Origin of the sequence: Saliphagus sp. LR7, assembly GCF_003344565.1 — an archaeon.
GTDB classification, from domain to species: Archaea; Halobacteriota; Halobacteria; order Halobacteriales; family Natrialbaceae; genus Saliphagus; species Saliphagus infecundisoli.
In genome coordinates, this window is record NZ_QPND01000008.1 from 124,814 (window position 1) to 147,873 (window position 23,060).

Below are 23,060 nucleotides of genomic sequence, written 5' to 3' on the forward strand. Positions count from 1 at the left end.
TCAGTCACCTGCAGCGGGCTCGAGCCGGACCTGTGCGGACGGGTCGGTCCCCGAGCCCTCGACGTTCAGTTCGTACCCCTCGACGACCTCGGCGGGTTCGAAGGGGTTGCCGTTGTACTTGAGCAGGCTGGTCAGCTTCTCGCCGTAGCGGCCGAGTTCCTTCTGGAGCAGCCCCCGGAACTGCGCGGAGGCGTTCATCTCGACGACCATCGCCTCCTCGACGCTCTCTATGAACTCCGCCAGTTCGGCTTCAGGGAACGGCATCATCTCGGAGACGCCGACGGCCTTGACGCTGTGGCCGTCGGCCTCGAGTCTGGCGACTGCCTCCTCGACGACGCCCTGCGAGGAGCCCCAGGTGATGATCCCGTAGTCGGCGTCGTCGTCGCCGACGTACGTCTGGTGGGTGTCACCCTCGTCCAGGTCAGCCCGGATCGCCTCCAGCTTGCGGAGGCGGCGGTTGACCTGTGCGACGCGGTTGTCGGGGTCCTCGCTGATGTGACCCGCGGGCGTGTGTTCGTTGCCCGTCGCGAGGTAGCGTCCGTCCTGCTGGCCGGGCAGCGAGCGGGGACTGACGCCGTTTTCGGGGTCGTGCTGGAAGCGGTGGAACTTCCCGGAGGCGTCGTGGACGGCGTCCTCGAGTTCCTCCTCGGTCATCGTCGAGCCCAGGTCGGGTGCGGGCTCGCGGTCGAAGAAGCTCACGTCGACGTTGGTGTTCTCGCCGGAGAGCTTCTGGTCGTAGATGATGACCGTCGGGATCTGGTACTCGTAGGCGATGTAGAACGCCGTCCGGGTCTGCTCGTAGGCCTCCTCGACGGTGCCCGGCGCGAAGACGACGCGGTTCGAGTCGCCCTGGCTCGTATAGAGGGTGAACTCGAGGTCGGCCTGCTCGGGCTTGGTGGGCATCCCCGTCGAGGGACCCGCACGCATGGATTCGAGCAGGACCAGCGGGGTCTCGGTCATCTCCGCGAGGCCGAGCGGTTCGCTCATCAGCGCGAAGCCGCCACCGGAAGAGCCGGACATGGCCTTGACGCCGGCGTGGCTCGCCCCGACGGCGAGTGCGGCGGCGGCGATCTCGTCTTCGACCTGCTCGGAGACCCCGCCCATCTCCGGGAGGTGCTGGGACATGAGCGTGAAGACGTCGGTCCAGGGCGTCATCGGGTAGCCCGCGATGAACCGACAGCCCGAGTCGATCGCACCGAAGGTGATCGCGTTCGACCCCGAGAGCAGCGCCTGCTCGTCGTCGTGGTCGCCCTCGGGAACCCGGAGATCATGGGTGAACTCGTACTCCTCGCTCACGATCTCGTGGGCCTCGTGGAGGATCTCGATGTTGGGCTCTAAGATCTTCTCGGGCATCGCGTCTTCCATCAGGTCCTCGATGTGTTCGAGGTCCATGTCGAGCAGCGCCGCCGTCGCGCCGACGCCGGCGGTGTTTCGCATGACCTCGCGGCCGTGTTCGCGGGCCAGCGACCGGAGGTCCATCGGGTAGAGGTGCCAGCCGTTCTCCTCGGCACGCTCCTCCAGGTCGAGTTCGGCGACGTCCTCCTCGCTCAACAGGCCCTCGTCGTAGATGATGACCCCGCCCTCGCGCAGGTCCTCTAAGTTCTCAGAGAGGGGTTTGACCTCCTCGTTGCCGTAGTAGGCCTCTTCCTGTGGGTTCCGGGCGAAGGAGTCGCCCAGCGCCAGCAGGAAGTTGTAGCCGTCCCCCCGTGACTGTACCTCCTCGGCTGCGGCCCGGATCTCGACGTAGGTGTGGCCGCCACGGATCCGCGAGGGATAGTGGCGATGGGTAAAGACGTCGAGCCCCGAGCGCATCAGCGCTTTGGCGAAGTTCTGGCTCGTCGAGTCGATCCCGTCTCCGGAACCGCCGGCGACGCGCCAGATGAGTTCGTTGTCGCTCATAGGTGGATGCGGCCCCTCCTGGGCCAGCAGTAGTCACGAGTTGGCTCCACCGAACCTAAAGCCTTTGCTATACATTACCAAGGATCTTTCGTGAAAGACTTGCCGGAAGGTTGTCGGGCGGCTACTCGTTGTGCGGGTTGCTCGGGTGGTAGGCGGTATCGTACTCGCCGGGATCGTTGTCGAGCCGGTCCGGGTTCAGCCGACCCGACAGGAGCATGAAGTCTACGAGCGTGAGCGCGAGCATCGCCTCGACGACGGGCACCCCTCGGGGCGGGAGGACCGGATCGTGGCGGCCGATCACCTTCTCTTCTTTCAGCTCGCCGGTCTCCCAGTCCGCCGTCTGCTGGCTCTTGGGAATCGACGTCGGCGCGTGGAGGGTCACCTCGCCGTAGATCGGTTCGCCCGAGCTTATCCCCCCCTGGATCCCCCCGTGGTCGTTTTCAACGGGAACCGGATCGCCGTCCTCGCTGAACTCCCAGTCGTCGTTTCGTTCCTTGCCGGTCCACTCCCGAGCTTCCGTCCCCAACCCGAACTCGAAGGCCGTCGTCGCGGGCACGGCCATCATCGCCTGGCCCAGACGCGCGGACAGCGAGTCGAAGCGGGGCGCGCCGAGTCCGACCGGCACGCCTCGAGCCTCGAAGTAGATCGAGCCGCCGATCGAGTCGCCTTCCTCCTGGTAGGCCTCGATCAGCTCCTGCATCTTCGCTGCGGTCTCGGGATGGGCACACCGAACGTCGTTTTCCTCGCTGTGCGCTTTGATCTCCTCGAAGCTCACCTCGGGGGCGGAGACGTCACCGATCTGGTTGACGTGGGCCTTCAGCTCGATCCCCTCACTTGCGAGCAGTTTCTTCGCGATGGCGCCCGCGGCAACCCAGTTGACCGTCTCCCGGGCCGAGGACCGCCCGCCGCCGCCCCAGTTTCGGGTACCGAACTTGGCTGAATACGTGAAGTCGCCGTGGGAGGGCCGGGGCGCGGTGATGAAGGGTTCGTACTTCCCCGAGCGGGCGTCCTTGTTTTGGATCACCATCCCGATCGGCGTCCCCGTCGTGTAGCCGTCCTGGGTGCCCGACTTGATCGAGACGTCGTCGGGCTCTCCTCGACTCGTGGTGATCATCGACTGGCCCGGCTTCCGTCGATCGAGGTCGGCCTGGACGTCTTCCTCGGTGAGCTCGAGGCCGGCGGGACATCCGGATATAGTGCAGCCCATCGCCTCGCCGTGGCTCTCGCCGAAGGTGGTCACCTGAAAGAGCCGTCCGAAGCGGTTACCGTTCATGTCCGCCCCTCGGGGACGGGGCTACTTAGCGCTACAGGAACGCGCAACGTCCACGGCTGGACGCTCGTGGAACCGGAGCCGGCAGGGTGAAAGAAAGCAGTCGGTTCAAGGAGCCGGGGGCCCTGTTTCTTCACCTATGCCATACGACGAAATCGAGTCGACCTCGACCGCGATCACCCGCCCAATGTGTGGCGTCTTCCGGGGCCCATGCCCCAGATTGCCCCCGAGCTACATCGACTCCCCGCCCGACGAGTTCCCCAGCGAGGACCGGGACGACCCCTCGCTGCGGCTGTGGTTTATCGACGAGGACGACGAAACGGGCCGGATCGGCGACGACCTCGAACTCGAGTACGATGGCGAGTTCGAGTCGGAAATCGAGACGGCGATCGACGGCGCCGACGCCGGCCCGGATCCGATCGATTTCGACTGCTTTTCCGTTCGACTCTATACCGAGATCGGGCTTCGCCGTCTCGTCCACGTCAGGTCCTGAGCGGGTCGGATAGACGATTTACCGACGATCGAACCGGAGTAGTGCGATTAATAGCGCAAGGACTGACAGCCGACCCTACGACGCGAGCAGCGCCGCCCCGAGCGATCCCGATCACTCCGGCGGCGCATCCCACTCCTCGCCGTCGTCCGCCGGCTCGTATCCCAGGACCTCGCGGGCGTGGTCGATGTCGAACCACCGCCGGTCGTTGTCGCTGACGCCGTAGAAAACGTCGTACTCGACGGTGTCGTCGGAGAGACAGCACTCGACCTGCTTGGCGAGATCCCGGCGGGACTGCCACATCGCCTTCAGCCGGGCGACCTGCTCGTCGTAGGCGTCGCCTCCCCGGTCGAACTTGCCGCGATCGACCCCGCGCTCGGCGTCGCCGTAGGGGTGGTCGTACTCGCGGTCGCGAACCGCACAGATCCGGAGGGCGTAGGCGCGGACATCGTGGGCCTCCGCCGCGAGCCGACAGCACCCCTCGCCGTACACCTTCTCGACGCCGTACATCGAGTCCGGCCGGGGCGCGACGGTGTGATCGACGGTCAGTCCGTACTCGGGGTAGTAGATCTCGGGTGCGTGATCGTCCTCGTAGCGCCCGACCGCATGGTTCGAGGACGCGTAGACGATCGAGTCAACCCCCGCTTCGGCGGCCGCGCCGACCGCGTCGGCGTGGAGCGCGAGGTTCTCCCGGTGGGCTTCGAACGGCGTGATCTCGGTGTCGCCGGGATTCCCGTGCTCTTGAGGGACGTGAGCCAGGTGGATCAGCGCGTCTTTGTCTTCGAGGTGGGGCCGGAGGTCGGTCTCCCGAAGGTCCGCGACGACCGACTCGACGTCCGGGTCGGAATGCGCCTCGACGTCGACGCTCGTGATCGTGTGCTCCTCGGCGAGGTGGTCCGTGATCGCGGTACCGACCGTGCCCGCGCCGCCGGTTATCACGACGTTCATGGGTCCCGTTCGCGTCCCTCCGGTATTACGTTTCGGCGCCGACCTCGAGGGCTCGCTCGACCGCCGACTCGATCGGCTCGGGATCCTCGATGGGGACCAGCGGCGGCCGGACGGCATCGCTCTCGATGACGCCCCGGGAAACGAGCGCGGCCTTCGCCGCCGGCGCGAAACCGTACTCGAGACAGGCCTCGAAAACGGGCGTGATCGCCTCCCGCTGGAGGACCGCGCCGCGTTCCTCTCCGGCGTGCTCGACCGCCTCGGCGAAGACCTCGGGGAGGGCATTCGAGAGGGCGTTGACGCCGCCGTCGATCCCCATCCGGAGGGAGGGCACGAGCAGCGCATCGTACCCCTGGAGGAGCGCGAAGTCCGCAGGGACCTGCGACTGCACGGAGAGCAGGTACGAGAGGTCGCCACTGGAGTCCTTCAGGCCAACGATCCGCTCGTGGTCGGCGACCGCCGCGACGGTCTCGGGCTCGATCCGGGCGCCGGTACACTGGGGGATGTTGTAGAGCAGGAGGGGGAGCGCCGACCGGTCGGCGACCCGCTCGAAATACCGCTGATTTCCCGCGGGCGCGTTCGCGGTGTGGAAATAGGGCGGGACGACCACCGCGGCATCGGCGCCCGCGTCGGCCGCCACCTCGACGGCTTCGACCGTGCCGGCGACGCTCGTCGCCGCCGCGCCCGCGACGACGGGGACCGACGCGTGGTCGGCCGTGACCTCGATGACGTCCCGGCGCTCGCCCGGAGAAAGGCTCGCGAACTCGCCGGTCGTCCCGCAGGGAAAGACGCCGTCGACGCCCGTCTCGACGTGCTCGATCAGGTTCCGGAGCGCGTCGTCGTCGACGGCACCCTCGCCGTCGAACGGAGTCACGATCGGGCAGGTGAGGCGGCCGACGGGATCGGTCATGGCTCCGTCTGGGGCCGGCTCCGTATAAAAGGCGTCGGCCGGAAGAGCCGACCGGCGACGGGATCCGGACTACCCGGAGCGCCCGAGGAGCCCCGCGACACCCTCGACCGTGCCGCCGCCGTCGCCGAACGCGAGCAGCCACCGCGTTCCACCGCCGGCGGAGAACAGCTCCTCGCCGTCGGGAGATCGGACGACGACCGTGACCCGGTCGATCGCCGAGCGCAGCGCCTCCCGATCCGAGACCGCGTCGGCCGTGGCCGCGAGGGCGGCACCCACCTCCTCCAGGACGAAATCATTGGAGGCGTCGGCCGGAACCGCCGTAATTATCAGCTCCGACCCGCGGCGCTCGGCTCCGATCTCCGCCAGGACCTCGCCGTCGGCGACGAGAGCATCGGGCTCGAGGCCGGGGATCTCGCCGGGTGTGGGCTCGGAGGCGTCCGTCCCGTCCTCCTCGTCGGTTCCGTCGTCACCGTCGTCGTCCTCGACCGAGCTCTCGTCGCTCGTGCCCTCATCGCCCGTGTCCTCGTCGCCCGTGTTCTCGCCACCGTCGGCGTCGTCGGTCCCGGAGCCGTCGTCCTCCTCGGTCCCGTCCCCGTCGCTGTCGGTCCCGTTGCTGCCGGTGTCGTCGCCTTCGGTTTCGTCCTCGCTGTCGATCCCGTCGGTATCCGTCCCGTTGCCCGTCTCGTTCGTCTCGTTCGTCGAGTCCTCGCCGTCCGTTCCGTCGGAATCCGCCGTCGTGTCGTCGTCCGCTCCGGTGGCGTCTCCGTCGTCCGTCCCGTCGCCGTCGGATTCGTTGCCCGAACCCTCCTCGTCGCTCTCGTTCCCCGCCATCTCGTCGTCGGACTCGTTGGCGGCGACGTCGTCGGATTCGTTGTCCGTCATCTCTCCATCCGATTCATCGCCATCGGGGTCCGCCGATTCGTTACCCGTCCCCTCGTCGGAGCCGTTGCCGGCGTCCCCGGATTCGTTGGCAGCATCGTCGCCGACCCCGTCATCGGATTCGTTGTCGGCAGCGTCGCCCGATTCGTTCTCGGCGGCGTCATCGGACTCGTTGTCCGCCATCTCCTCCGACTCGTTGGTAGTATTACCGTCTGACTCGTTGTCCGCCATCCCCTCATCGGACTCGTTGTCGGCGGCGTCGGCGGACTCGTTGCTCCCGACGTCCCCCTCGTCGGATCCGTCGTCCTCCTCGGTGGCGTCCGTCTCCTCGTCCGTCTCGTTCTCCTCGTCCGTCCCGTCCGTATCGTCGGCGGGTCCCGATCCCTCGGTCGCGTCGTCGAAGGCACAACCCGCGAGGGCCACCGCGACCACGCTCGATCCGCCGGCCAACAACTCCCTTCGTTCCATACCGCTCCGGTGAGCAACTACCTCCAAAAGTGTTTTGTTTATAAAAAGTAATAATTCGGTGACTGTCGGGGTTGGATGGTCACGCCCGGCGACGGACGAGCGAAGCGGGATCGGCCGCGGTCCACGCCCGAAACCGTTATTCGCCCCGCGTTCGCGGCCCCGGTATGGACGCCTACGACGCGGTCGTCGTCGGGGGTGGCATCGTCGGGAGTTCGGTTGCCTACCATCTCGCGCGTGGGGGCTCGAGGACCCTCCTCGCCGACCGCGAGGACGAGGGGCGGGCGACCGACGCCGGCGCCGGCATCGTCTCGCCGCTCACCAGTAGCCGCTCGCGGGATCCCGACTGGCTCGAGTTCGCGACCGGAGCCGCCGACTACTACCCCGAACTAGCCGACCGCCTCGACGACGAGGGAGCGGGGCCGACGGGGTTCGACCGCCCCGGCCTGCTCGCGGTCGCGGTCGACGAGGGGGAGGTTCCGGAGTACGAGCGGAGCCTCGAGGCAATCCGGAGCCGCCGGGACCGACTCGACGATGGGCCGGAGATCGAGGAGATCGGCCCCGACAACGCCGCAAGCGAGTTCCCCCCGCTGGGGGACGCCGTACGGGCGTTCCGGTATTCGGACGCCGGCCGGGTCGAGGGCCGGCGGTTCGCCGCCGCCCTCAGGGACGCCGGCCGCTCACACGGCCTGGAGACCGTCGAGGCCGACGTGACGGAGATCCGGATCGACGGTCGGGTGACCGGCGTCCGGACCGCCGACCGGCGGACGATCCCCACAGAAACCGTCGTCGTCGCCGGCGGCGCCTGGTCGCCGGCGTTCGCCGACCAACTCGAAATATCGCTTCCGATCTCCCCCCAGCGGGGCCAGATCGTCCACCTCGGACTCCCCTCCGGATCGTCGGAGCCGGAGGAGTGGCCGATCGTGAAGGCCTTTCGCGACCACTACATGGTTCCCTGGCCCGACGGCCGCGTCGCGGCGGGTGCGACCCGCGAGACGGGGTCCGGCTTCGCTCCCCGCACGACCGCCGCCGGCGTCCGCGAGGTGCTGGAGGAGGCCCTGCGGGTCGCACCCGGGCTCGCCGACGCCGCCCTCGAGGAGGTCCGGGTCGGGCTGCGGCCGGCCTCGCCCGACGGCCGGCCCGTCCTCGGAGCGGTGCCCGATGTCCCGGGCGCGTTCCTCGCGACGGGTCACGGTCCGACGGGACTCACATTCGGCCCGTACAGCGGCAAGCTCGTCGCCGACCGCGTTCGGGGGGAGAGCCGCGGGCTCGAGGCGTTCTCGGTCGACCGGTTCGAGGAGTGACGGTCCGGCCGCCGTCGTCCGCCGCGTGTCCGCCCATCGTCAGACGCACGTCAGCCACTCGTCCGACGGAGCGGTTCGAGTGGTTCGGGTGGAGAACGCGTTTCGACTGGAACGGGTGGATCGGGTGGAGAGCGAGTCGGGGCCGACCGAGAGGAGGCGAAAGGGCGTCCACCGGAACTCGAGGGGTTCACGCCCTCGGAGCTAGAACCCGCGACGAGGGGTGTGGCTACCTCGGGACTGGCGAACCCGGGACGCGAGGTCGATGCCGTCCGACCGGAGATACCAGACGACCGAGAGGACGAACAGCGCCGTCACGAACACGCTTACCAGCACCGTGTTCACCGCGAACGGGACGAAGACCGACACGAGGCTGATCCCGGCGCCGTTGACGAACAACAGTGAGCCCAGACCGATGAGGCCGGCGTTCAGGGCGTGGACTGGTTCTCCTGCTGGCGACCCGTCACGGCGCGGGCGTCGGGCAGGTGACTCCATACCTCCGCGTCGTATCCACCCCATAAAAAACCCGGTCAGACGGCCGTCAGACGCAAGCCCGGTGTACATGGGCGGATCGAGCGTCTGGACGGATCGGCTCCGGAAACACGCCGACCAGACGGGTCGCGACCGGGGGACGAGATCCGACACCCCCATTTCGTTCCGGACGACGTTTATCATTGTAGATTTTCATATTTAGTTTGCAAGCAACGACTTACATATCTGTAGTACGGAGTCGGCGTGTAGAAAATGACACGGGATCCGAGACGCATCCATCGTAGCGAGGACCGCGCGGATCGGGACCGCGCGCCGATGCTCGACAGCAACCGAACGACTCCTGTGGACGCCGGTGAACGATGAACACCGTCGGCACGCTGCTCAACGCCGAACGCGAGCACAGCAGCTACGTCTACGCGATCGCCGCGATCGCGGCGCTCAACGGGTTGCTGTTCGGGTTCGACATCGGCGTCATCTCCGGGGCGCTGTTGTACATCAACGAGACGTTCGCGCTGACCCCGTTCCTCGAGGGCGTCGTCACCAGCAGCATGCTCATCGGGGCGATGATCGGCGCGGCGATCGGCGGGACCCTCTCCGACCGGTTCGGTCGCCGGCGGGTGACGTTCGCGGGCGCCGTCGTCTTCTTCGTCGGCTCGTTCGGGATGGCGCTCTCGCCGACGCTCGCGTGGCTCGTCTTCTGGCGGGTCGTCGAGGGGGTTGCCGTCGGCGCCGCCTCGATCGTCGGCCCGCTGTTGATCGCCGAGACGGCCCCGCCGGACATCCGGGGGGCGCTTGGCTTCCTCCAGCAGCTGATGATCACCATCGGCATCCTGCTGGCCTACACCACGAACTACCTCTTCGCGCCCGACCTCTTCGGGATCATCGGCTGGCGCTGGATGCTGCTGTTCGGGGCCGCACCCGCAGCGGTGCTCGCGATCGGGACCTACTTCCTCCCCGAGACGCCACGCTGGCTCGTCGAGAAAGGGCGGATCGACGAGGCCCGGGACGTCCTCTCGCGGCTCCGGGCGACCGACGAGATCGACGAGGAGATCGCCCGGATCCGCGAGGTCAGCGAGACCGAGGCCGAGGGCGGCCTCGCAGACCTGCTCGAACCGTGGGTCCGCCCGGCGCTCGTCGTCGGCGTGGGCCTAGCGATCATCCAGCAGTTCGCCGGCATCAACACGATCCTCTACTACGCACCGACGATCCTCACCAACATCGGCTTCGGGAACGTCGCCTCGCTCGTCGGGACTCTGGGGATCGGGGTCGTCAACGTCGTCCTGACCGCCGTCGCGATCCTGCTGGTCGACCGCGTCGGCCGGCGACCGCTCTTGCTCGTCGGAACCGCCGGAATGGCCGTCATGCTCGGCGTGCTCGGCCTCGGCTTCTTTCTCCCCGGGCTCTCGGGAATCGTCGGCTACGTGACCCTCGGAAGCATGTTCCTCTACGTCGGCTTCTTCGCGATCAGCCTCGGCCCCGTCTTCTGGCTGATGATCTCCGAGATCTACCCGCTGCACATCCGGGGCACCGCCGAGGGCGTCGCGAGCGTCACCAACTGGGGCGCGAACTTCGTCGTCGGCCTCACCTTCCTCCCGATGGTCGATCTGATCGGCGAGGGCTACTCCTTCTGGATCCTCGGAGCGTTCTGCGTGCTCGCCTTCTACTTCATCTACACTCGAGTTCCCGAGACGATGAACCGCTCGTTGGAAGAGATCGAGGACGACCTCCGTGCGAACACCGCCGTCGGCGCCGACGCGGACCGAGCCAGTCCCCAGCAGACGGACTGAGACCGGGCCCGGTTCTCCTCTCCATGGAGACGCCCTGTTTCGCGCGGGAGGCGACGTCCGCGGCTGTCTGAACCGAGAACCCGGGCGGAACCCGCCCGAAGGAGGGTACGGGCTCGCCGACGCGCGGCTCGAGCCGGGAATCGAACGATTAACACGGCATCCGACGTACCGATCGCCAATGGTCGTCGTACGGACCGCCGTCGTCCTCGCGGTCGCCGTCCTCGGCGCGCTCGCCCAGGCCGCGATCACCGTCCGCTGGTACGAACCGCCGACGATCGATGACCGCGAGCCGAACCCGCTGTTCGAGGCCGGGCTCTTCTTCGTTGTGTTCGGTGTCGCGTTCGCGGTCGCCGGCTACGCCGTGGCCGCCGCCGGGGAGTTGGTGCCCCCCTATAGCCGGATCGCCCTCCTCGCACTGACCCCGATCGGCTACTACGCGGCCTACGCCTGTACCACGGGCCGCATGGGAACCGGACGCGACCGGGCGACGCGGCTGATGGGTGCCGTCAGCGGTGCCGTCGTCGGCACGTATCCGATCGTTTTGCTCGCGGTGTAGACCCTGGCCGCATCGGGTCTCTCGAGTCGATCTTCGCTCTCGCACGGACGGCAGATCGCGAACTGACCGACTCGGGCGTGGTTTTTCAGGCTCGGAAAACGCTCACGGGGGATATTACGCCTGTCATCCAAAGCGAGAACTGCCGGCACGGTGACCATCCTCGTGAGCCCGTCGGCAAGCCACTCTCTCGCGATCCGCCGTCTCTCCTCTAGGACGGCGGAACTCGCATCGAACTCGACGAGGGCCCGCCGAGGGCCGAGTCGGTCCGAGAGCGAAACGACCCCACCGGACGACCTTCGGGTTCGTACGAAGAAATGAACCCTGAAGAGGGCCGATTGCCGGTAGAGCGGCGGGAAGAGGCAGGATCGTGGGATTCTGACTCGGTCGTTTCGCCTCACTCACACCCTGTTCGAATCCTGGCTCATGTAGCGAACTCGCCGCTCACGGGTTTGCTCGCGCCGCAAAAACACGGACTCGCCGGGACTGAGCAACGGGAAGCGTTTGCTCGGTACGGCGAGTTCACGACTGAGCGAGTGAAACGAAGTGAAACGAAGTGAAAAAGTGGACTCGCCGGGATTTGAACCCGGGGCCTCTCCCATGCCAAGGGAGTGATCTACCACTGATCTACGAGCCCGCATCCCTTCGTTCCCCTCGGGTCCAGATAAACCCCTCGAAAACCGGCCGCACCGACAGCTCCGACGCCGTGTAGAAACCCTTTAGTCCGCGACGGCAGAACGGACGGTGGGAAGCGCACGGCCGCAAATCCGACTCGCTGCCGTTGGCAGCTTGGGATTGCGGAAGTGCACCGGTCCACCCGGACCGACGACAGCGGTCAGTGCGGTTCCTATCCTCACTAATGGCACGAATGCATACCCGCCGTCGGGGCTCGTCCGGTTCGGACAGACCCACGGCAGACGAACCGCCGGAGTGGAGCGACGTAGACAGCGACGCGATCGAAGACCGGGTCGTCGAGCTCGCCGAGCAGGGCCATGACCCGAGCCAGATCGGGATGAAACTGCGCGACGAGGGCGTCACCGGAACCCCGATCCCGGACGTCAAACTCGCGACCGGAAAGAAGGTCGGCGAGATCTTGGCGGAAAACGACGCCTCGCCCGCCCTCCCCGAGGATCTCCGGAACCTGATGGAGCAGGCAGTCCGCCTGCGCGAGCACGTTCGGGAGAACGGCCAGGACTACCAGAACAAGCGCGCGCTCCAGAACACCGAGTCAAAGGTGCGTCGTCTAGTCGACTACTACCGCGGCGATGAGATCGACCCCGAGTTCACGTACACCTACGAGGTCGCGGCGGACCTCTTAGAGGAGTAGCCACCGAATGACCGCGACTCGCGCCGCCGTCGAGGCCGACACCGGGCTCGCCGCCGCCATCGAGAGCGCCGGCTTCGTCCGCGTGCTCGCCCGGGCCGACGGCGACGCGGTGGCCGCGAGCGGTCTGCTCGCGCGGGCGCTGGCCGACCGCGCGATTCCCTACCAGGTTTCGGTCGCCCCGACGGTCGCCGACCGGACGGCCCGCCTCGAGAGTGACGGAGACGACGTGACCGTCGTCGTCGGTGACGGCCCCGAGAGCGGCCACCGGCTGGCGCCCGAGGGCCCCGCGACGCCGCGGGCCTGCGAACTCGTCGCCGATCTCGGAAGCGAGCCGGAGCCGATCCTCGCACTCGCGGGAGCGGCGGCGGCCGGGATCGATCCCGAAAGCGGGGAACTCGCCCGGCTTCGCGAGTCCACCGTCGACGACGGGCTGATCGAGCCCCGTCCGGGGATCGCGACGCCGACCGACGCCACCGACGCTCTGGCCCACACGACGCTGTGTCGGGGCCCGTGGTCGGGCGATTCCGACGCGGCCGAGTCGCTGGTCGAAGCGGCCGGCGGGGAGCCGACCGCGACGGCCTCCGCGGTGGCCATCGACGCCGTCGGAGGGGAGGCCTCTCGACGGGCGGCCCACGCGGTCGAGCGGGTCCTGCGACCGGCCCGGATCGCCGGCGACCACCCCTTCGCGACCGTCGAGGGCTACGCGGACGTCCTCCGTGCGCTCGCACGGACGGCCCCGGGTCTGGGCGTCGCGCTCGCCGCGGGCGACCCCGGCCGCGTCCGCGAGGCGGCCCTCGAAACCTGGCGCGAGCACGGCCGGCGGGCCCACGCGGCCCTCGACCGTGGGGCGACGCGGCGGTACGACGGGCTGGTCGTCGTCGAGACCGACGACGCGGTCGAGGCAGTCGCCCGGATTGTCGCCGACTACCGTTCGCCCGAGCCCACGGTGTTAGCGATCGACGGGGAGAACGGCGAGGCCGCACTCGCGACGACGGAGGCGCGCCCGCTCGGAGAGCCACTCGCGGCTGCAGCAAAAGAGCTCGGCGCGGGGAACGCCTACGACGCGGGGCCCCGCCGGGGCTACCTCCGGATCGAGGGCGACCGGGACGCGGTCGTAACCGCCGTGCGGGGGACACTATGACCGGGCACGAACGCGCCCGCGCGACGATCCGGACGGCCCACGAGGACGGCGAGACGATCGCCGCCGCGATCGCGCCCGACAACACCGCGGAGATGGAAACCACAGTCGAAGGCAGGGGAATCCGGACGCGGATCGCCCGCGACTCGACGGCCGGCCTGCGCTCGACGACCGACGACTACGTCGTCAACCTCGCGGTAGCCATCGAGACGGTCGCGCTCGCTGACGGCACCGACGAGAGCGAAGAATCGAACGACGGAACGACCGCGGCAGACGATACACAATCATGAGCGAACGATCGGTTTCACGATCCAGACAGGAGAAGCGATGGTACACCGTGCTCGCCCCCGAGCAGTTCGACCGGGCCGAGCTCGGCGAAACGCCAGCTGACGAGCCCGAGCAGGTCTACGACCGGACGATCGAGACCACGCTCGGCGAACTGACCAACGACGCGAGCGAGAACAACACGAAGCTCACGTTCCGGATCACGGACGTCGGCAGCGACGCGGCCTACACCGAGTTCGAGCGCCACGCGCTCGCCAGGGACTACCTCCGCTCGCTGGTCCGCCGTGGCGCCTCGAAGGTCGAGGCCTACGTCACCGTGCTGACGACCGACGACTACCGGGTCCAGATCCAGCCCGTCGCCTTCACGACCAAGAAGGCCGACGCGAGCCAGGAGAAGGCGATCCGCGAGAAGATGGTCGAAATGGTCGAGGAAGCCGCCGCCGAGCGGACCTTCGATTCGCTGATCGACAGCGTCGTCGAGGGGCGACTCTCCTCGGGGATCTACGGCGAGGCGAAGACGATCTATCCGCTTCGCCGCGTCGAGATCCAGAAGACGACCCTCGAGGCCCACCCCGAGGAGGTCGCCGAGGAAGAGGAGACCGCAGTCGAGGTCGACGACTCCGAATAAGCGGTTTTTCGAGTTCTTCGATCTCCGGGACGAGTACCAGCGGCGTCACTCGACCACGACGACCGTCCCGACCATCCCGGCGCCGACGTGAGGGATACAGATGTAGTCGTACGTCCCCGGAACCTCGAAGGTGTGGCCGTAGGTCCCGCGGGGCTCAAGGCGACCCCCGCGGGAGTCGCGCCAGGCCTCGCGGGCGGCCTCCTCGCCGTCGAAGCCGCCGGTCGCGAAGTAGTCGGCGCCCTCGGGGAGGGAACCCTCGAGGGCGGTGATGGTGTGATCGGCACCGCTCGTGTTCTTCCAGACGACCCGGTCGCCGACGCTCGCCTCGTACTCGGCAGGATCGAACGCGTTGCGAGACATTCCGACCTCGTACTCCTCGCCGCCGGAGAGGCGTTCGCCGACGTCGGCGAGGGTCGTACAGCCCGCGAGGGCGATCGAGGACGCGCCAGCGAGCGCCCCGAGGTAGCCACGCCGGTCCATATCGGGGCTTGGGACGAACGCGATATAACGGCCGTGGTTCGGACGCCGGGCTCGCTCGAGAACTGGGCAGTGGAGACGAGGTCGCGTAATTCAGCGGCGAACGAGCACGAAACCGAGCATGACGATTCCGAGCGGGAGCAACACCGGTCCGACTCCGGCCGTGCACTCCGAGCCGTTGGTGCAATAACTGATCATCACGCCCGTGAAGGCGGTGATCTCGGTGCCGAACAGCGAAACACCCTCGCCCCCACAGTGGTCCGAACACGACCTGAAGAAGAGCGCCGGGCTCGCGAGGACGAACAGTCCCCCGACGAGGAGCAACAGGCGGTTTTTCATCCTTTCGGAAGGTTCGTGTCAATCCAGATAAAACCCGTGCCGCCCGGCGGGCACGTACGGTGTCGAACGGTCCGTTCTCGAGGGCGAAGGGGTCCCGCGGCGAGCGTCGAACACCCTCCCGGACATGGAAACGCTTAGGAGCGTCCTGGTCCGAACCCCTCCCATGAACGCGGCTACGAGCACGTCGGCGTCCGGCCGGGTGAACCCATGAGCGACGAACCGGACGGGGACGACGGAGCCGACGCGGACGCCGGGGAAAACGGCGAGAACGGCGCGAGCGAGGGAGGGGTCGAACCCCTCCAGGAACGGACCGAGGAGCTCCGCGAGCGCCTCGAGAGCGCCGAGACCGAGAGCGACCTCGACGAGATCGAGACCGAACTCGAGGCGATCGAGGCCGACTTAGAGCCGCTCGTCGAGGCCGAAGCGGAGGACGCCGAGGAGGGAGACGACGAGGACGAAGAGGGCCCCGCAACGACGCTTTCGAGCGACCTCGAGACCCTCGGGACCGACCTCGAGGAGTCCAGAGGACCGTACGCCGAGGACGTCGTCCGGGAACTCGACGAGGCCACCGAGGAGGTCGCCGAGACCCGCTGGACCGACCAGGGCGAGGCCGAACTCGAGGCGGCAGTCGAGGCCTACGTCGCCGAGGTCGAGGAGTTGCTCGCGGGCGAGGAGAGCGTCGAGGGGATCGAGGACGCCGAAACCTTAGACACCGTCGAACGGCTCACCGCCCAGCTCGAGGCGGTCGGGAGCGCGATCGAAGCCGCAGACCTCGATCCCGACGAGGACGGCGAGACGCTCGCCGGGCTGGTCGAGGCGACCGAGGAGCTTCGAGCGGCGATCGAGGACGCCCAGACCTGGGACGACCTCTCCGTGCGCGAACAGCTCGACGCCCAGGGCTACTACGACGTCCTCTCACACAACAAGGACTACCCCCCCGAGTGGGGCGCGCTGAAGGTCCACGAGAAGCAGGGCAACGTCGAGATGGTCCTGCTCGCCCTCGAGACCTTCGAGTCCGACTTCATGGAGGAACACGCCCTCGAAGCCCTCGAACGGATGGGCGACGAGGCCGCCCTGGAGACGATGGCCGGGCGCGCCGAGAAGCGAAATCGGCCCGCGATCCGGATCCTCGGGAAGATCGGCGTCGCCGACGAGGCCGTCGTCGAGACCCTCACCGAATACATCGACGCCGACTCCGACCCCCTCCTCCAGAAGGTCACCTTCCGCGCGTTGGGAGAGATGGGCAGCGAGGCGGCCGTCCAGCCGCTTGCGAACAAGCTCCTGGCCGACGATCCCGACACCCGGAGCCGGGCCGCCCGCGCGCTCGGACTGATCGGCGACACCCGGACGATCGATCCCCTCGCGGACGTCGTCGCCGACGACGAGGAAGACACCGTCCGGGCCAGCGCCGCCTGGGCCCTGAACCGGATCGGCACCGAGGAGGCTCTCGACGCGCTCGGCGAGTACGACGACGACCGCTCGTACCTCGTCCAGTCCGAGGCCGAGCGCGCGGCACAGGTTTAAATAGGGGAACGCGCCAGACCCGGCGATGCACGCCGGGCCGGCGGTCGCCGTCTCCGTATTGCTCGCCGTCAGCGTCGTCGCCGTCTCGGGGGTGTTCGCCATCGGCCCCGGAGCCGCCACCGTCGATCCGGCGGCCGAACCCGCCGACCGCTGTCCGACCGGCCCGACCGAGGAGACCAGGGAGCGAGCCGACGAGTTGAACGCGAGCGACGGCCCCCGGATCGCGGGGCTCTATCCCGATCCGACGGCCGACGGCAACGTCGGCGAGTTCCTCGTCCTCTCGGTGCCCGATCCCTCGGTGCTGGCCGCCCACGAGTGGACGATCACCGACGGCCACAGGACCGCCGCCCTCCCGAACGAGACCGACGCCGGCCGGATCGCGCTCGTGGTCGCCGTCGGCGCCGTCCGCCCGTACGTTCCGTTCGGAGCGCCCGAACGCAGGGAGGTCGATTCCCGGACGGAGAGCGACCGCGAGGAGGGTTCGGGGCCGGGCGTCGGACCGCCCATCGAGCGGTCGGCCGGGAGCGATCGGTCCGGAGACGAGAGGGAGAGAACCGAGGTCCGGAAGAGATAGCCGCTCAGTCGTCGATCGCGCCGGCCGCCGAGAGCTCGTCGTCGATCTCCGCGGCGGCCATCTTCTCGACCAACGCGTCGATGACGGCCTCGCGTTTGCCCTTGACGAACTTGATCGAGCCGACGACGAGGTGGCCGCCGCCGGAGACGCCCGCGCCCTCGACTTCCTCGGCGAGCTCCGAGACCATGTTCGGGATGTCGAGCCGGACGCCGTCGCTCCGGAGGACGGCGAAGTCGGGACCGTAGCCGACCGTGATGACGGGATCGCCGGTCGCCTCGATCTTCCGGTCGTGGAGTTCGCCGGTGGTCTTGCCCGGTGCGGGGTAGGTAAACCGGTGGGCGTGGTTCTCGACGTCGAGGCGATAGAGGTGGGCGTCGTTGGCGAGGCGTTCGTGTTCGACGTGGGGTTCGGCGGCCTCGAGTTGCTCTTCGACGTCCTCGCGGGCCCGCTCGGAAAAGAAGTCGACGAGTTCGTCGTGGGGGTCCTCCCCGTCTCCGAGCCCGAGCAGGTCCCGGATCAGCCGGTCGCCGGAGTTGTATCGCAGCCAGTGGGCCGCGTAGTCTAGGGCCTCGCTTACGTCCCCGAGGCGGTCCTCGTCGTAGCCCGCCTCGCTCGCGAGTTCGACGTACCGGGCCATCGCGTCGGCCTTCGAGCGGTCGGCGAGGCCGGCGACGGCGGGGACGTGGCGCAACTGCTCGCCGAAGGCGGGGTCGATCATCCGCGCGAGTTCGACACAGCACATCCCGGTCGTGATCCGGTAGTCCTCGCCGTGGAGGTAGGGGTTGACGTGGGCCGCGAGGGAGTCCTCCACCGCGTCGGGATCGGGATGGTGGTGGTCGATGGCGACGATCGGGATGTCGTAGTGGGCCAGCGTCTCGTATGCGGGGACGTCCTCGGCCGTCGAGCCGTTGTCGAGCATGAGGAGGAGCGGAAGCTGGTGGCCGTGGCGCTCCCGATCCTCGAGGGCGTAGTTCAGGTCCCGGGTGGCGTCCTCCATCTCGTAATACGGCGCCTTCGCGGGCAGGCGCTTGATCAGGTGCCGGGAGGCGTCGTCGGCCTCGTGGACCTCCTCGATGAACCGCTCCAAGGCCATCTGGACGGGGACGGCGGCACACATCCCGTCGCCGTCGGCGTGGTGGCGGATCCGGATCGGCCGGCCCTCCAACACTGTTCGGCGGAGCTTCTTCGCGACGGCCTCCAGATCGGGCCGCAGTGCCTCGAAGGCGGGCCAGTCGATCAGGGGCTCGACTGTATGGGGCTCGGCACGCTCCTCCAAGGAGTGCTCGATGCGCTCGCGGGCCTCGGCCTCGTCGTCACCCTCGAGGGTGGAGAGCCCGTCGACCTCAAGCTGGATCGAGCCCTCCCGGCGTTCGGGGACGCCGGTGATCCGGACGACGTCGCCGACCTCGGTCGCGGGGTAGGCCCGGACCCCTGCCTCCTCGAACGCCGCACAGGGGACGACGCCGTACTCGTCGGTGACGTGGAAGATCGTCGGCCCGCCGGTCTGTTTGATCTGGACGACCTCGCCCTCGAGGTGGATCTGCTCGCCGACCGACGCCTCGAGGCGGTCGGTACCGGTCAGCGAATACTCGTGACCGATCGGCTCGAGGTCGTAGTCATCGGAGCTCTCCGCGGGCACGAACGCGAGGTCGCCGTTGTCGCGGACGGCCTCGAGGGAGACGACGAGTTCGTCGCCGACGCGGTAGGTGCCATCGAGGACGGACTCGTGGACGAGCCCCGAGATCGAGTCGGAGAGATCGACGAAGACGCCGTAGTCGACGACGCCGTTGATTTCGGCGAGATAGAAGCGCTCTTCCTCGATATCGTCTGCGGTACAGTCTGCATCGAGATCGTAGACGACGGAAATCCCGTCTTCGCCGGCTCCGCCGGCGGACTCACGTGTCATCGGTATCCGTGGTTCGTGTCGGCCCGGTATAACCCTTATCAAGACGGTTCGGGCGCCCTCCACGCGGAATCGGGCCCGACGTTGTGGGCCTCGGTCGCCCGCCTTCGGCGACTGTCGTCGCCCTCTTGACGGCCTCGCCGTCTCGATTCAGGTGGGCACCGTTCGCTACCGCTCGCTCTGCCCACTCCTTCGGCGAACTTCGTTCGCGCCCTCGGCTGACGAAGTCCGCCTCATTTTCCGTGAATTCCGCTCGCAATCGCTCGCATCGTCCACCCTCTTCGGCGGCTAGCGCCGCCTCCGTTTCGGCGAACTTCGTTCGCCCTCCTTCCGCAACGTTTAGCAACACCACGCCCCCATCCAGGGCATGGGCCTGCTCGACGCGTTGTTCCGATCGAGCGGGATCCTCGGCATCGCCGAGGAAACCCTCGACTTCGCCCTCGAGTCCGCCGGGGAGAGCCACCCCGACGAGTACATGGGCCTGCTCCGCGCGTCGGAGGCGAGCCGGCTCGGACTCGACCGCGAGGGGCTCGTCGTCACCGACGTGCTCGTCATCCCTGGGACCGAGACCAACAGCGTCAGCGCGACGGTCCGGACGAGCCAGGTACCGAACGACGTCAACGCCGTCGGCAGCGTCCACTCCCATCCCAACGGCGTCTTGGAGCCGAGCGTCGAGGACCTCGCTTCCTTCGGGCGGGGCTCGGTCCACCTCATCCTCGGGGCGCCCTACCGGAACCACGACTGGCAAGCGTTCGACTCCGCCGGCGAGCCCCGCGACCTCGAGGTGATCGACGTCTCCCTTCCCGACCCGGAGGACTTCTTCGACTTCGACCAGGCCGACATCGACGAGGAGCTACGCGAATGGTAGACACAGACGGAAACCGACGGCCACGAACGGAGAACCGATGAGAGAGCCACGGAAACCAGGGGCCGCCGATCGGCCATGACCCGCGTCGTCGCCCAAGGAACGTTCGACATCCTCCACCCGGGCCACGTCCACTACCTCCGGGAAGCCGCCGCGATGGGCGAGGAGCTGTACGTCATCGTCGCCCGCGCCGAAAACGTCGACCACAAGGAGGCCCCGATCTGTCCGGGCGCCCAGCGCCGGGACGTCGTCGCGGCCCTCGAGATGGTAGACGACGCCCGCCTCGGGGACGAAGCGGACATCTTCGCGCCGATCGAGGCGCTCCGGCCCGACGTCATCGCGCTCGGCCACGACCAACACCACGACCCCGAAGCGATCGAGCGCGAACTGGGAGAGCGGGGGATTGACTGTGCGGTCCGGCGGGCGAGCGGCCGCGAGCCGCGCCATCCCGACGAGATGCTCTCGACGCGGCTGATCGTCGAGCGGGTGCTCGAGCGTCGTTCTTAAAGCTTCCGTTAGAGTCAAACGTTCGGCGGGAGAACAGGGGGGTATGAGCGGACAGGCCCAGCGGTCGATCCGGTGTCTCGTCGCCAAGGTCGGCCTCGACGGCCACGACCGGGGCGCACACGTCATCGCGCGGGCGTTTCGCGACGCCGGCTTCGAAGTCGTCTACTCGGGGCTCCACAAGGCACCCGAGGAGATCGTTCAGGCGGCGGTCCAGGAGGACGTCGACGTCCTGGGGATCTCCATTCTCTCGGGGGCCCACAACACCCTCGTCCCGAAGATCATGGACGGCCTGGCGGAGTACGGCGCAAAAGAAGACACCCTGGTCCTCGTCGGCGGCGTCATCCCCGAGGAAGACCGTCCCGACCTCAGAGAGCAGGGCGTCGCCGCCGTCTTCGGTCCTGGGACGCCGATCGAGGAGACGATCGAGTTCGTCCGCGAGAACGCGCCCGAACGGCGATGACCTCCGGGACCGCGGGAAACGACGACCTGCTGGAACGAGTTCTCGCGGGCGACCATCGCGCGCTCGCCCGGACGATCTCGCGGATCGAGGACCGCGCGCCGGGCTACCGCGAACTGGTCGCCGGCCTCTACGACCACGCGGGAACCGCCGACGTCATCGGGATCACGGGGAGTCCCGGCGCCGGGAAATCGACGCTGGTGGACAAACTCGCCGAGACGTATCGCGAGCAGGGAAAAACCGTGGGGATCGTCGCCATCGACCCCGCCTCTCCCTTCACCGGGGGCTCCGTCCTGGGCGATCGGATCAGAATGGCCTCCACGGTCGGAGATATGGACGTCTTCGTCCGGTCGATGAGCGCCCGGGGCGCCCTCGGCGGGCTCTCTGCGGCCACCACGGAAGCCGTCACCGCGATGGACGCCTTCGGGAAGGACGTCGTCATCGTCGAGACCGTCGGCGCGGGCCAGAACGAGATCGACGTCGTGAAGGCCGCCGATACGGTCGCCGTCCTCGTCCCGCCGGGGTCGGGCGACTCCGTCCAGACCCTGAAGGCGGGGATCCTCGAGATCGCGGACGTCTTCGTCGTCAACAAGGCAGACAGGGAGGGCTCCGACCGGACGGTCCGGGAGCTCCGGGAGATGATCGAACTCGGCGAGGACGGCCCCGACGCCTCGCCCGACGCGGGCGACCTAGAGGAACGCGGGGGCTGGAGCCCGCCGATCGTCGAGACCGTCGCCACCGAGGGGGAGGGCGTCGCCGACCTCATGGTGGCGTTCGACGACCACCAGCGACATCTCGCCGAATCGGGCGACGGCGCCCGCCAGGCCCGCCGCCGGCACGCCGAACAGATCCGGACCCTGCTCCGCGAGGACGTCCACGGCCTGCTCGAGGAGGAACTCGCGGCCCGCGGCGGGGTCGAGGAGTTCGCGGAGGCCGTCCGGCGGGGCGAACGCGACCCCTACGCGGTCGTCGAGGAGCTCCTCGAACCCCTCGAGCGCCGTCTCGCCGAGCGAGAGGCCGGCTCGCCCGAGCCCCCGCGGTGATCGCCAGCCAGGCCCCCTCCGGGCTCGCTTCCCGAAACCCACACCACTAATGGCGATCCCGCCCAACGACGGGTATGAACCTACGCAGGGCGATCGGCGGGGCCGTCGCCGCCGCCGGGGCCGCCGCGATCGGGCACCGTCTACAGCGCCGGCGGGCAGGCGAGTTAGAGAACCCGCTTCCGGGGGTTTCCCGAACCTACCGCTGGCGCGGGATGGACGTCGCCTACACCGTCGCCGGCGATCCGGAAAACCCCGATCTGGTCTGTTATCACGGGCTCCACGCCGCCGCGAGCAGCGAGGAGTTTTCCCCGATCTTCGAGGCGCTGGCCGAACACTACCACGTCGTCGCGGTCGATCTCCCCGGGTTCGGCCGGTCGGACCGCCCGCCGCTGGTCTACTCCGCCAACCTCTACACGGAGTTCGTCCGGGAGTTCGCCGCCGACGTTCTCGAGACGCCGACCGTGCTGGCCTCCTCGCTGACGGGCTCGTTCGTGCTGTCGGCCGCCGAGGAGGGAGCCTTCGAGCGGCTCGTCCTCGTCTGTCCGACCGCCGACACAGGCCCCGAACGGCCCTGGCTTCGAACTCTGGTTCGCTCGCCTCTCGTGGGAACGGCGCTGTTCGACCTGCTCGCGAGTCGTCCCTCGCTTCGATACTTCCTCCGGCGTGAGGGCTACTACGACCCCGACTCGATCCGGCCCGAGGAGGTCGCCTACGCCTGGGCGACGACCCACCAGCCCGGCGCGCGCTTCGCTCCGGCCTCGTTCGTCTCGGGCTCGCTCGATCCCGATTTCGACCTGGCGACCGAACTCTCGGCCTGTCCGGTCCCCGTCACCCTGCTGTGGGGCCGGGAGGCCGAGATCGTTCCCCTCCGGGAGGGCCGACGGCTCGCGGAGGCCGCCGGATGCGACCTCGCGGTCGTGGACTACGCGACGCTGCTGCCCCACGCGGAGCGACCCGCGGAGGTCGCGGAGTACCTCGCGGGGCTCGTCGAGTAGCCCCCGG

General features: G+C 68.4%; 24 protein-coding genes and 1 tRNA gene. 15 read left to right on the plus strand and 10 right to left on the minus strand.

Translation table 11 applies throughout. The annotated features are described in order from the left end of the window. Window positions 1-1,899, minus strand: coding sequence for a 2-oxoacid:acceptor oxidoreductase subunit alpha (locus DVH23_RS12810; RefSeq protein WP_114577821.1), 1,899 nt, complete (start codon window positions 1,897-1,899; stop codon window positions 1-3). A 121-nt stretch (window positions 1,900-2,020) separates the two neighbouring features. Beyond that, the gene (aroC, locus tag DVH23_RS12815; protein ID WP_114577822.1) at window positions 2,021-3,172 is read right to left on the minus strand and encodes a chorismate synthase; all 1,152 of its coding nucleotides are present in this window, start codon (window positions 3,170-3,172) and stop codon (window positions 2,021-2,023) included. Between the two features lie 136 nt (window positions 3,173-3,308). Here aroC and DVH23_RS12820 point away from each other — a divergent pair, with 136 nt between their 5' ends. After that, window positions 3,309-3,662, plus strand: coding sequence for a hypothetical protein (locus DVH23_RS12820; RefSeq protein WP_114577823.1), 354 nt, complete (start codon window positions 3,309-3,311; stop codon window positions 3,660-3,662). 111 nt (window positions 3,663-3,773) lie between these two features. On the opposite strand, the gene DVH23_RS12825 is transcribed toward DVH23_RS12820, so the two are convergent. The 3 genes from DVH23_RS12825 to DVH23_RS12835 all read right to left on the minus strand — a co-directional run bounded on the left by DVH23_RS12825 (window position 3,774) and on the right by DVH23_RS12835 (window position 6,861). Further along, window positions 3,774-4,607 (minus strand): NAD(P)-dependent oxidoreductase, encoded by an 834-nt coding sequence (locus DVH23_RS12825; RefSeq protein WP_114577824.1) that lies wholly within the window; start codon window positions 4,605-4,607, stop codon window positions 3,774-3,776. Between the two features lie 25 nt (window positions 4,608-4,632). After that, entirely contained in the window at window positions 4,633-5,514 is an 882-nt protein-coding gene (locus tag DVH23_RS12830; RefSeq protein WP_114577825.1) for a dihydrodipicolinate synthase family protein, read from the minus strand. Window positions 5,515-5,583: 69 nt separating this feature from the next. Further along, window positions 5,584-6,861 carry a hypothetical protein gene (locus tag DVH23_RS12835; protein WP_114577826.1) on the minus strand — a complete coding sequence of 426 codons (1,278 nt, stop codon included), beginning with the start codon at window positions 6,859-6,861 and terminating at the stop codon, window positions 5,584-5,586. 164 nt (window positions 6,862-7,025) lie between these two features. Between DVH23_RS12835 and DVH23_RS12840 the strand changes: the two genes are divergently transcribed. Continuing rightward, window positions 7,026-8,162: an FAD-binding oxidoreductase gene (locus DVH23_RS12840; RefSeq protein ID WP_114577827.1), complete on the plus strand. Its 1,137-nt coding sequence runs from the start codon at window positions 7,026-7,028 to the stop codon at window positions 8,160-8,162. Between the two features lie 201 nt (window positions 8,163-8,363). Here DVH23_RS12840 and DVH23_RS12845 read toward each other — a convergent pair whose 3' ends face one another. Further along, window positions 8,364-8,654, minus strand: coding sequence for a hypothetical protein (locus DVH23_RS12845; RefSeq protein WP_114577828.1), 291 nt, complete (start codon window positions 8,652-8,654; stop codon window positions 8,364-8,366). 356 nt (window positions 8,655-9,010) lie between these two features. On the opposite strand from DVH23_RS12845, the gene DVH23_RS12850 reads away from it, so the two are divergent. Next, on the plus strand, window positions 9,011-10,438 hold the full coding sequence (locus DVH23_RS12850) for a sugar porter family MFS transporter (RefSeq protein ID WP_114577829.1): 1,428 nt from the start codon (window positions 9,011-9,013) through the stop codon (window positions 10,436-10,438). Window positions 10,439-10,616: 178 nt separating this feature from the next. After that, window positions 10,617-10,994 carry a hypothetical protein gene (locus DVH23_RS12855; RefSeq protein WP_114577830.1) on the plus strand — a complete coding sequence of 126 codons (378 nt, stop codon included), beginning with the start codon at window positions 10,617-10,619 and terminating at the stop codon, window positions 10,992-10,994. Between the two features lie 562 nt (window positions 10,995-11,556). Here DVH23_RS12855 and DVH23_RS12860 read toward each other — a convergent pair. Then, a tRNA-Ala gene (locus DVH23_RS12860) sits at window positions 11,557-11,628 on the minus strand. A gap of 222 nt (window positions 11,629-11,850) precedes the next feature. Between DVH23_RS12860 and DVH23_RS12865 the strand changes: the two genes are divergently transcribed. Genes DVH23_RS12865 through DVH23_RS12880 form a run of 4 tightly spaced genes read left to right on the plus strand, consistent with a single transcriptional unit; the run spans window position 11,851 to window position 14,369 of the window. Beyond that, entirely contained in the window at window positions 11,851-12,318 is a 468-nt protein-coding gene (locus DVH23_RS12865; protein WP_114577831.1) for a 30S ribosomal protein S15, read from the plus strand. Between the two features lie 7 nt (window positions 12,319-12,325). Further along, a complete protein-coding gene (locus DVH23_RS12870) occupies window positions 12,326-13,459 on the plus strand; it encodes an exonuclease (RefSeq protein WP_114577832.1) in 1,134 nt (377 codons plus the stop codon). Beyond that, window positions 13,456-13,746 (plus strand): KEOPS complex subunit Pcc1, encoded by a 291-nt coding sequence (locus DVH23_RS12875; protein ID WP_114577833.1) that lies wholly within the window; start codon window positions 13,456-13,458, stop codon window positions 13,744-13,746. The genes DVH23_RS12870 and DVH23_RS12875 overlap by 4 nt, the downstream gene beginning before the upstream one ends. Further along, window positions 13,743-14,369, plus strand: coding sequence for a 30S ribosomal protein S3ae (locus DVH23_RS12880; protein WP_114577834.1), 627 nt, complete (start codon window positions 13,743-13,745; stop codon window positions 14,367-14,369). Before DVH23_RS12875 ends, DVH23_RS12880 begins: the two co-directional genes overlap by 4 nt. A gap of 45 nt (window positions 14,370-14,414) precedes the next feature. On the opposite strand, the gene DVH23_RS12885 is transcribed toward DVH23_RS12880, so the two are convergent. Together DVH23_RS12885 and DVH23_RS12890 are read right to left on the minus strand one after the other, a co-directional pair. Then, a complete protein-coding gene (locus DVH23_RS12885; protein ID WP_114577835.1) occupies window positions 14,415-14,849 on the minus strand; it encodes a plastocyanin/azurin family copper-binding protein in 435 nt (144 codons plus the stop codon). Between the two features lie 90 nt (window positions 14,850-14,939). Further along, a complete protein-coding gene (locus DVH23_RS12890; protein ID WP_114577836.1) occupies window positions 14,940-15,185 on the minus strand; it encodes a hypothetical protein in 246 nt (81 codons plus the stop codon). Between the two features lie 207 nt (window positions 15,186-15,392). Here DVH23_RS12890 and DVH23_RS12895 point away from each other — a divergent pair, with 207 nt between their 5' ends. Together DVH23_RS12895 and DVH23_RS12900 are read left to right on the plus strand one after the other, a co-directional pair. Next, complete coding sequence (locus DVH23_RS12895) at window positions 15,393-16,709, plus strand: HEAT repeat domain-containing protein (protein WP_114577837.1); 1,317 nt, start codon at window positions 15,393-15,395, stop codon at window positions 16,707-16,709. A gap of 25 nt (window positions 16,710-16,734) precedes the next feature. After that, on the plus strand, window positions 16,735-17,283 hold the full coding sequence (locus tag DVH23_RS12900) for a hypothetical protein (RefSeq protein ID WP_114577838.1): 549 nt from the start codon (window positions 16,735-16,737) through the stop codon (window positions 17,281-17,283). Between the two features lie 4 nt (window positions 17,284-17,287). Here DVH23_RS12900 and DVH23_RS12905 read toward each other — a convergent pair whose 3' ends face one another. Beyond that, window positions 17,288-19,189, minus strand: a complete 1,902-nt coding sequence (locus tag DVH23_RS12905; RefSeq protein ID WP_114577839.1) for a DHH family phosphoesterase — start codon at window positions 19,187-19,189, stop codon at window positions 17,288-17,290. A gap of 364 nt (window positions 19,190-19,553) precedes the next feature. Between DVH23_RS12905 and DVH23_RS12910 the strand changes: the two genes are divergently transcribed. The 5 genes from DVH23_RS12910 (at window position 19,554) to DVH23_RS12930 (ending at window position 23,053) form a co-directional block, all read left to right on the plus strand. Beyond that, complete coding sequence (locus DVH23_RS12910; protein ID WP_114577840.1) at window positions 19,554-20,054, plus strand: Mov34/MPN/PAD-1 family protein; 501 nt, start codon at window positions 19,554-19,556, stop codon at window positions 20,052-20,054. Window positions 20,055-20,129: 75 nt separating this feature from the next. Next, on the plus strand, window positions 20,130-20,558 hold the full coding sequence (locus DVH23_RS12915) for an adenylyltransferase/cytidyltransferase family protein (RefSeq protein ID WP_114577841.1): 429 nt from the start codon (window positions 20,130-20,132) through the stop codon (window positions 20,556-20,558). A 43-nt stretch (window positions 20,559-20,601) separates the two neighbouring features. Next, on the plus strand, window positions 20,602-21,018 hold the full coding sequence (locus tag DVH23_RS12920; protein ID WP_114577842.1) for a cobalamin B12-binding domain-containing protein: 417 nt from the start codon (window positions 20,602-20,604) through the stop codon (window positions 21,016-21,018). Continuing rightward, a complete protein-coding gene (meaB, locus tag DVH23_RS12925) occupies window positions 21,015-22,058 on the plus strand; it encodes a methylmalonyl Co-A mutase-associated GTPase MeaB (protein ID WP_114577843.1) in 1,044 nt (347 codons plus the stop codon). Before DVH23_RS12920 ends, meaB begins: the two co-directional genes overlap by 4 nt. Before the next feature lie 74 nt (window positions 22,059-22,132). Then, on the plus strand, window positions 22,133-23,053 hold the full coding sequence (locus DVH23_RS12930) for an alpha/beta fold hydrolase (RefSeq protein ID WP_114577844.1): 921 nt from the start codon (window positions 22,133-22,135) through the stop codon (window positions 23,051-23,053). The last annotated feature ends 7 nt before the right edge of the window (window positions 23,054-23,060 follow it).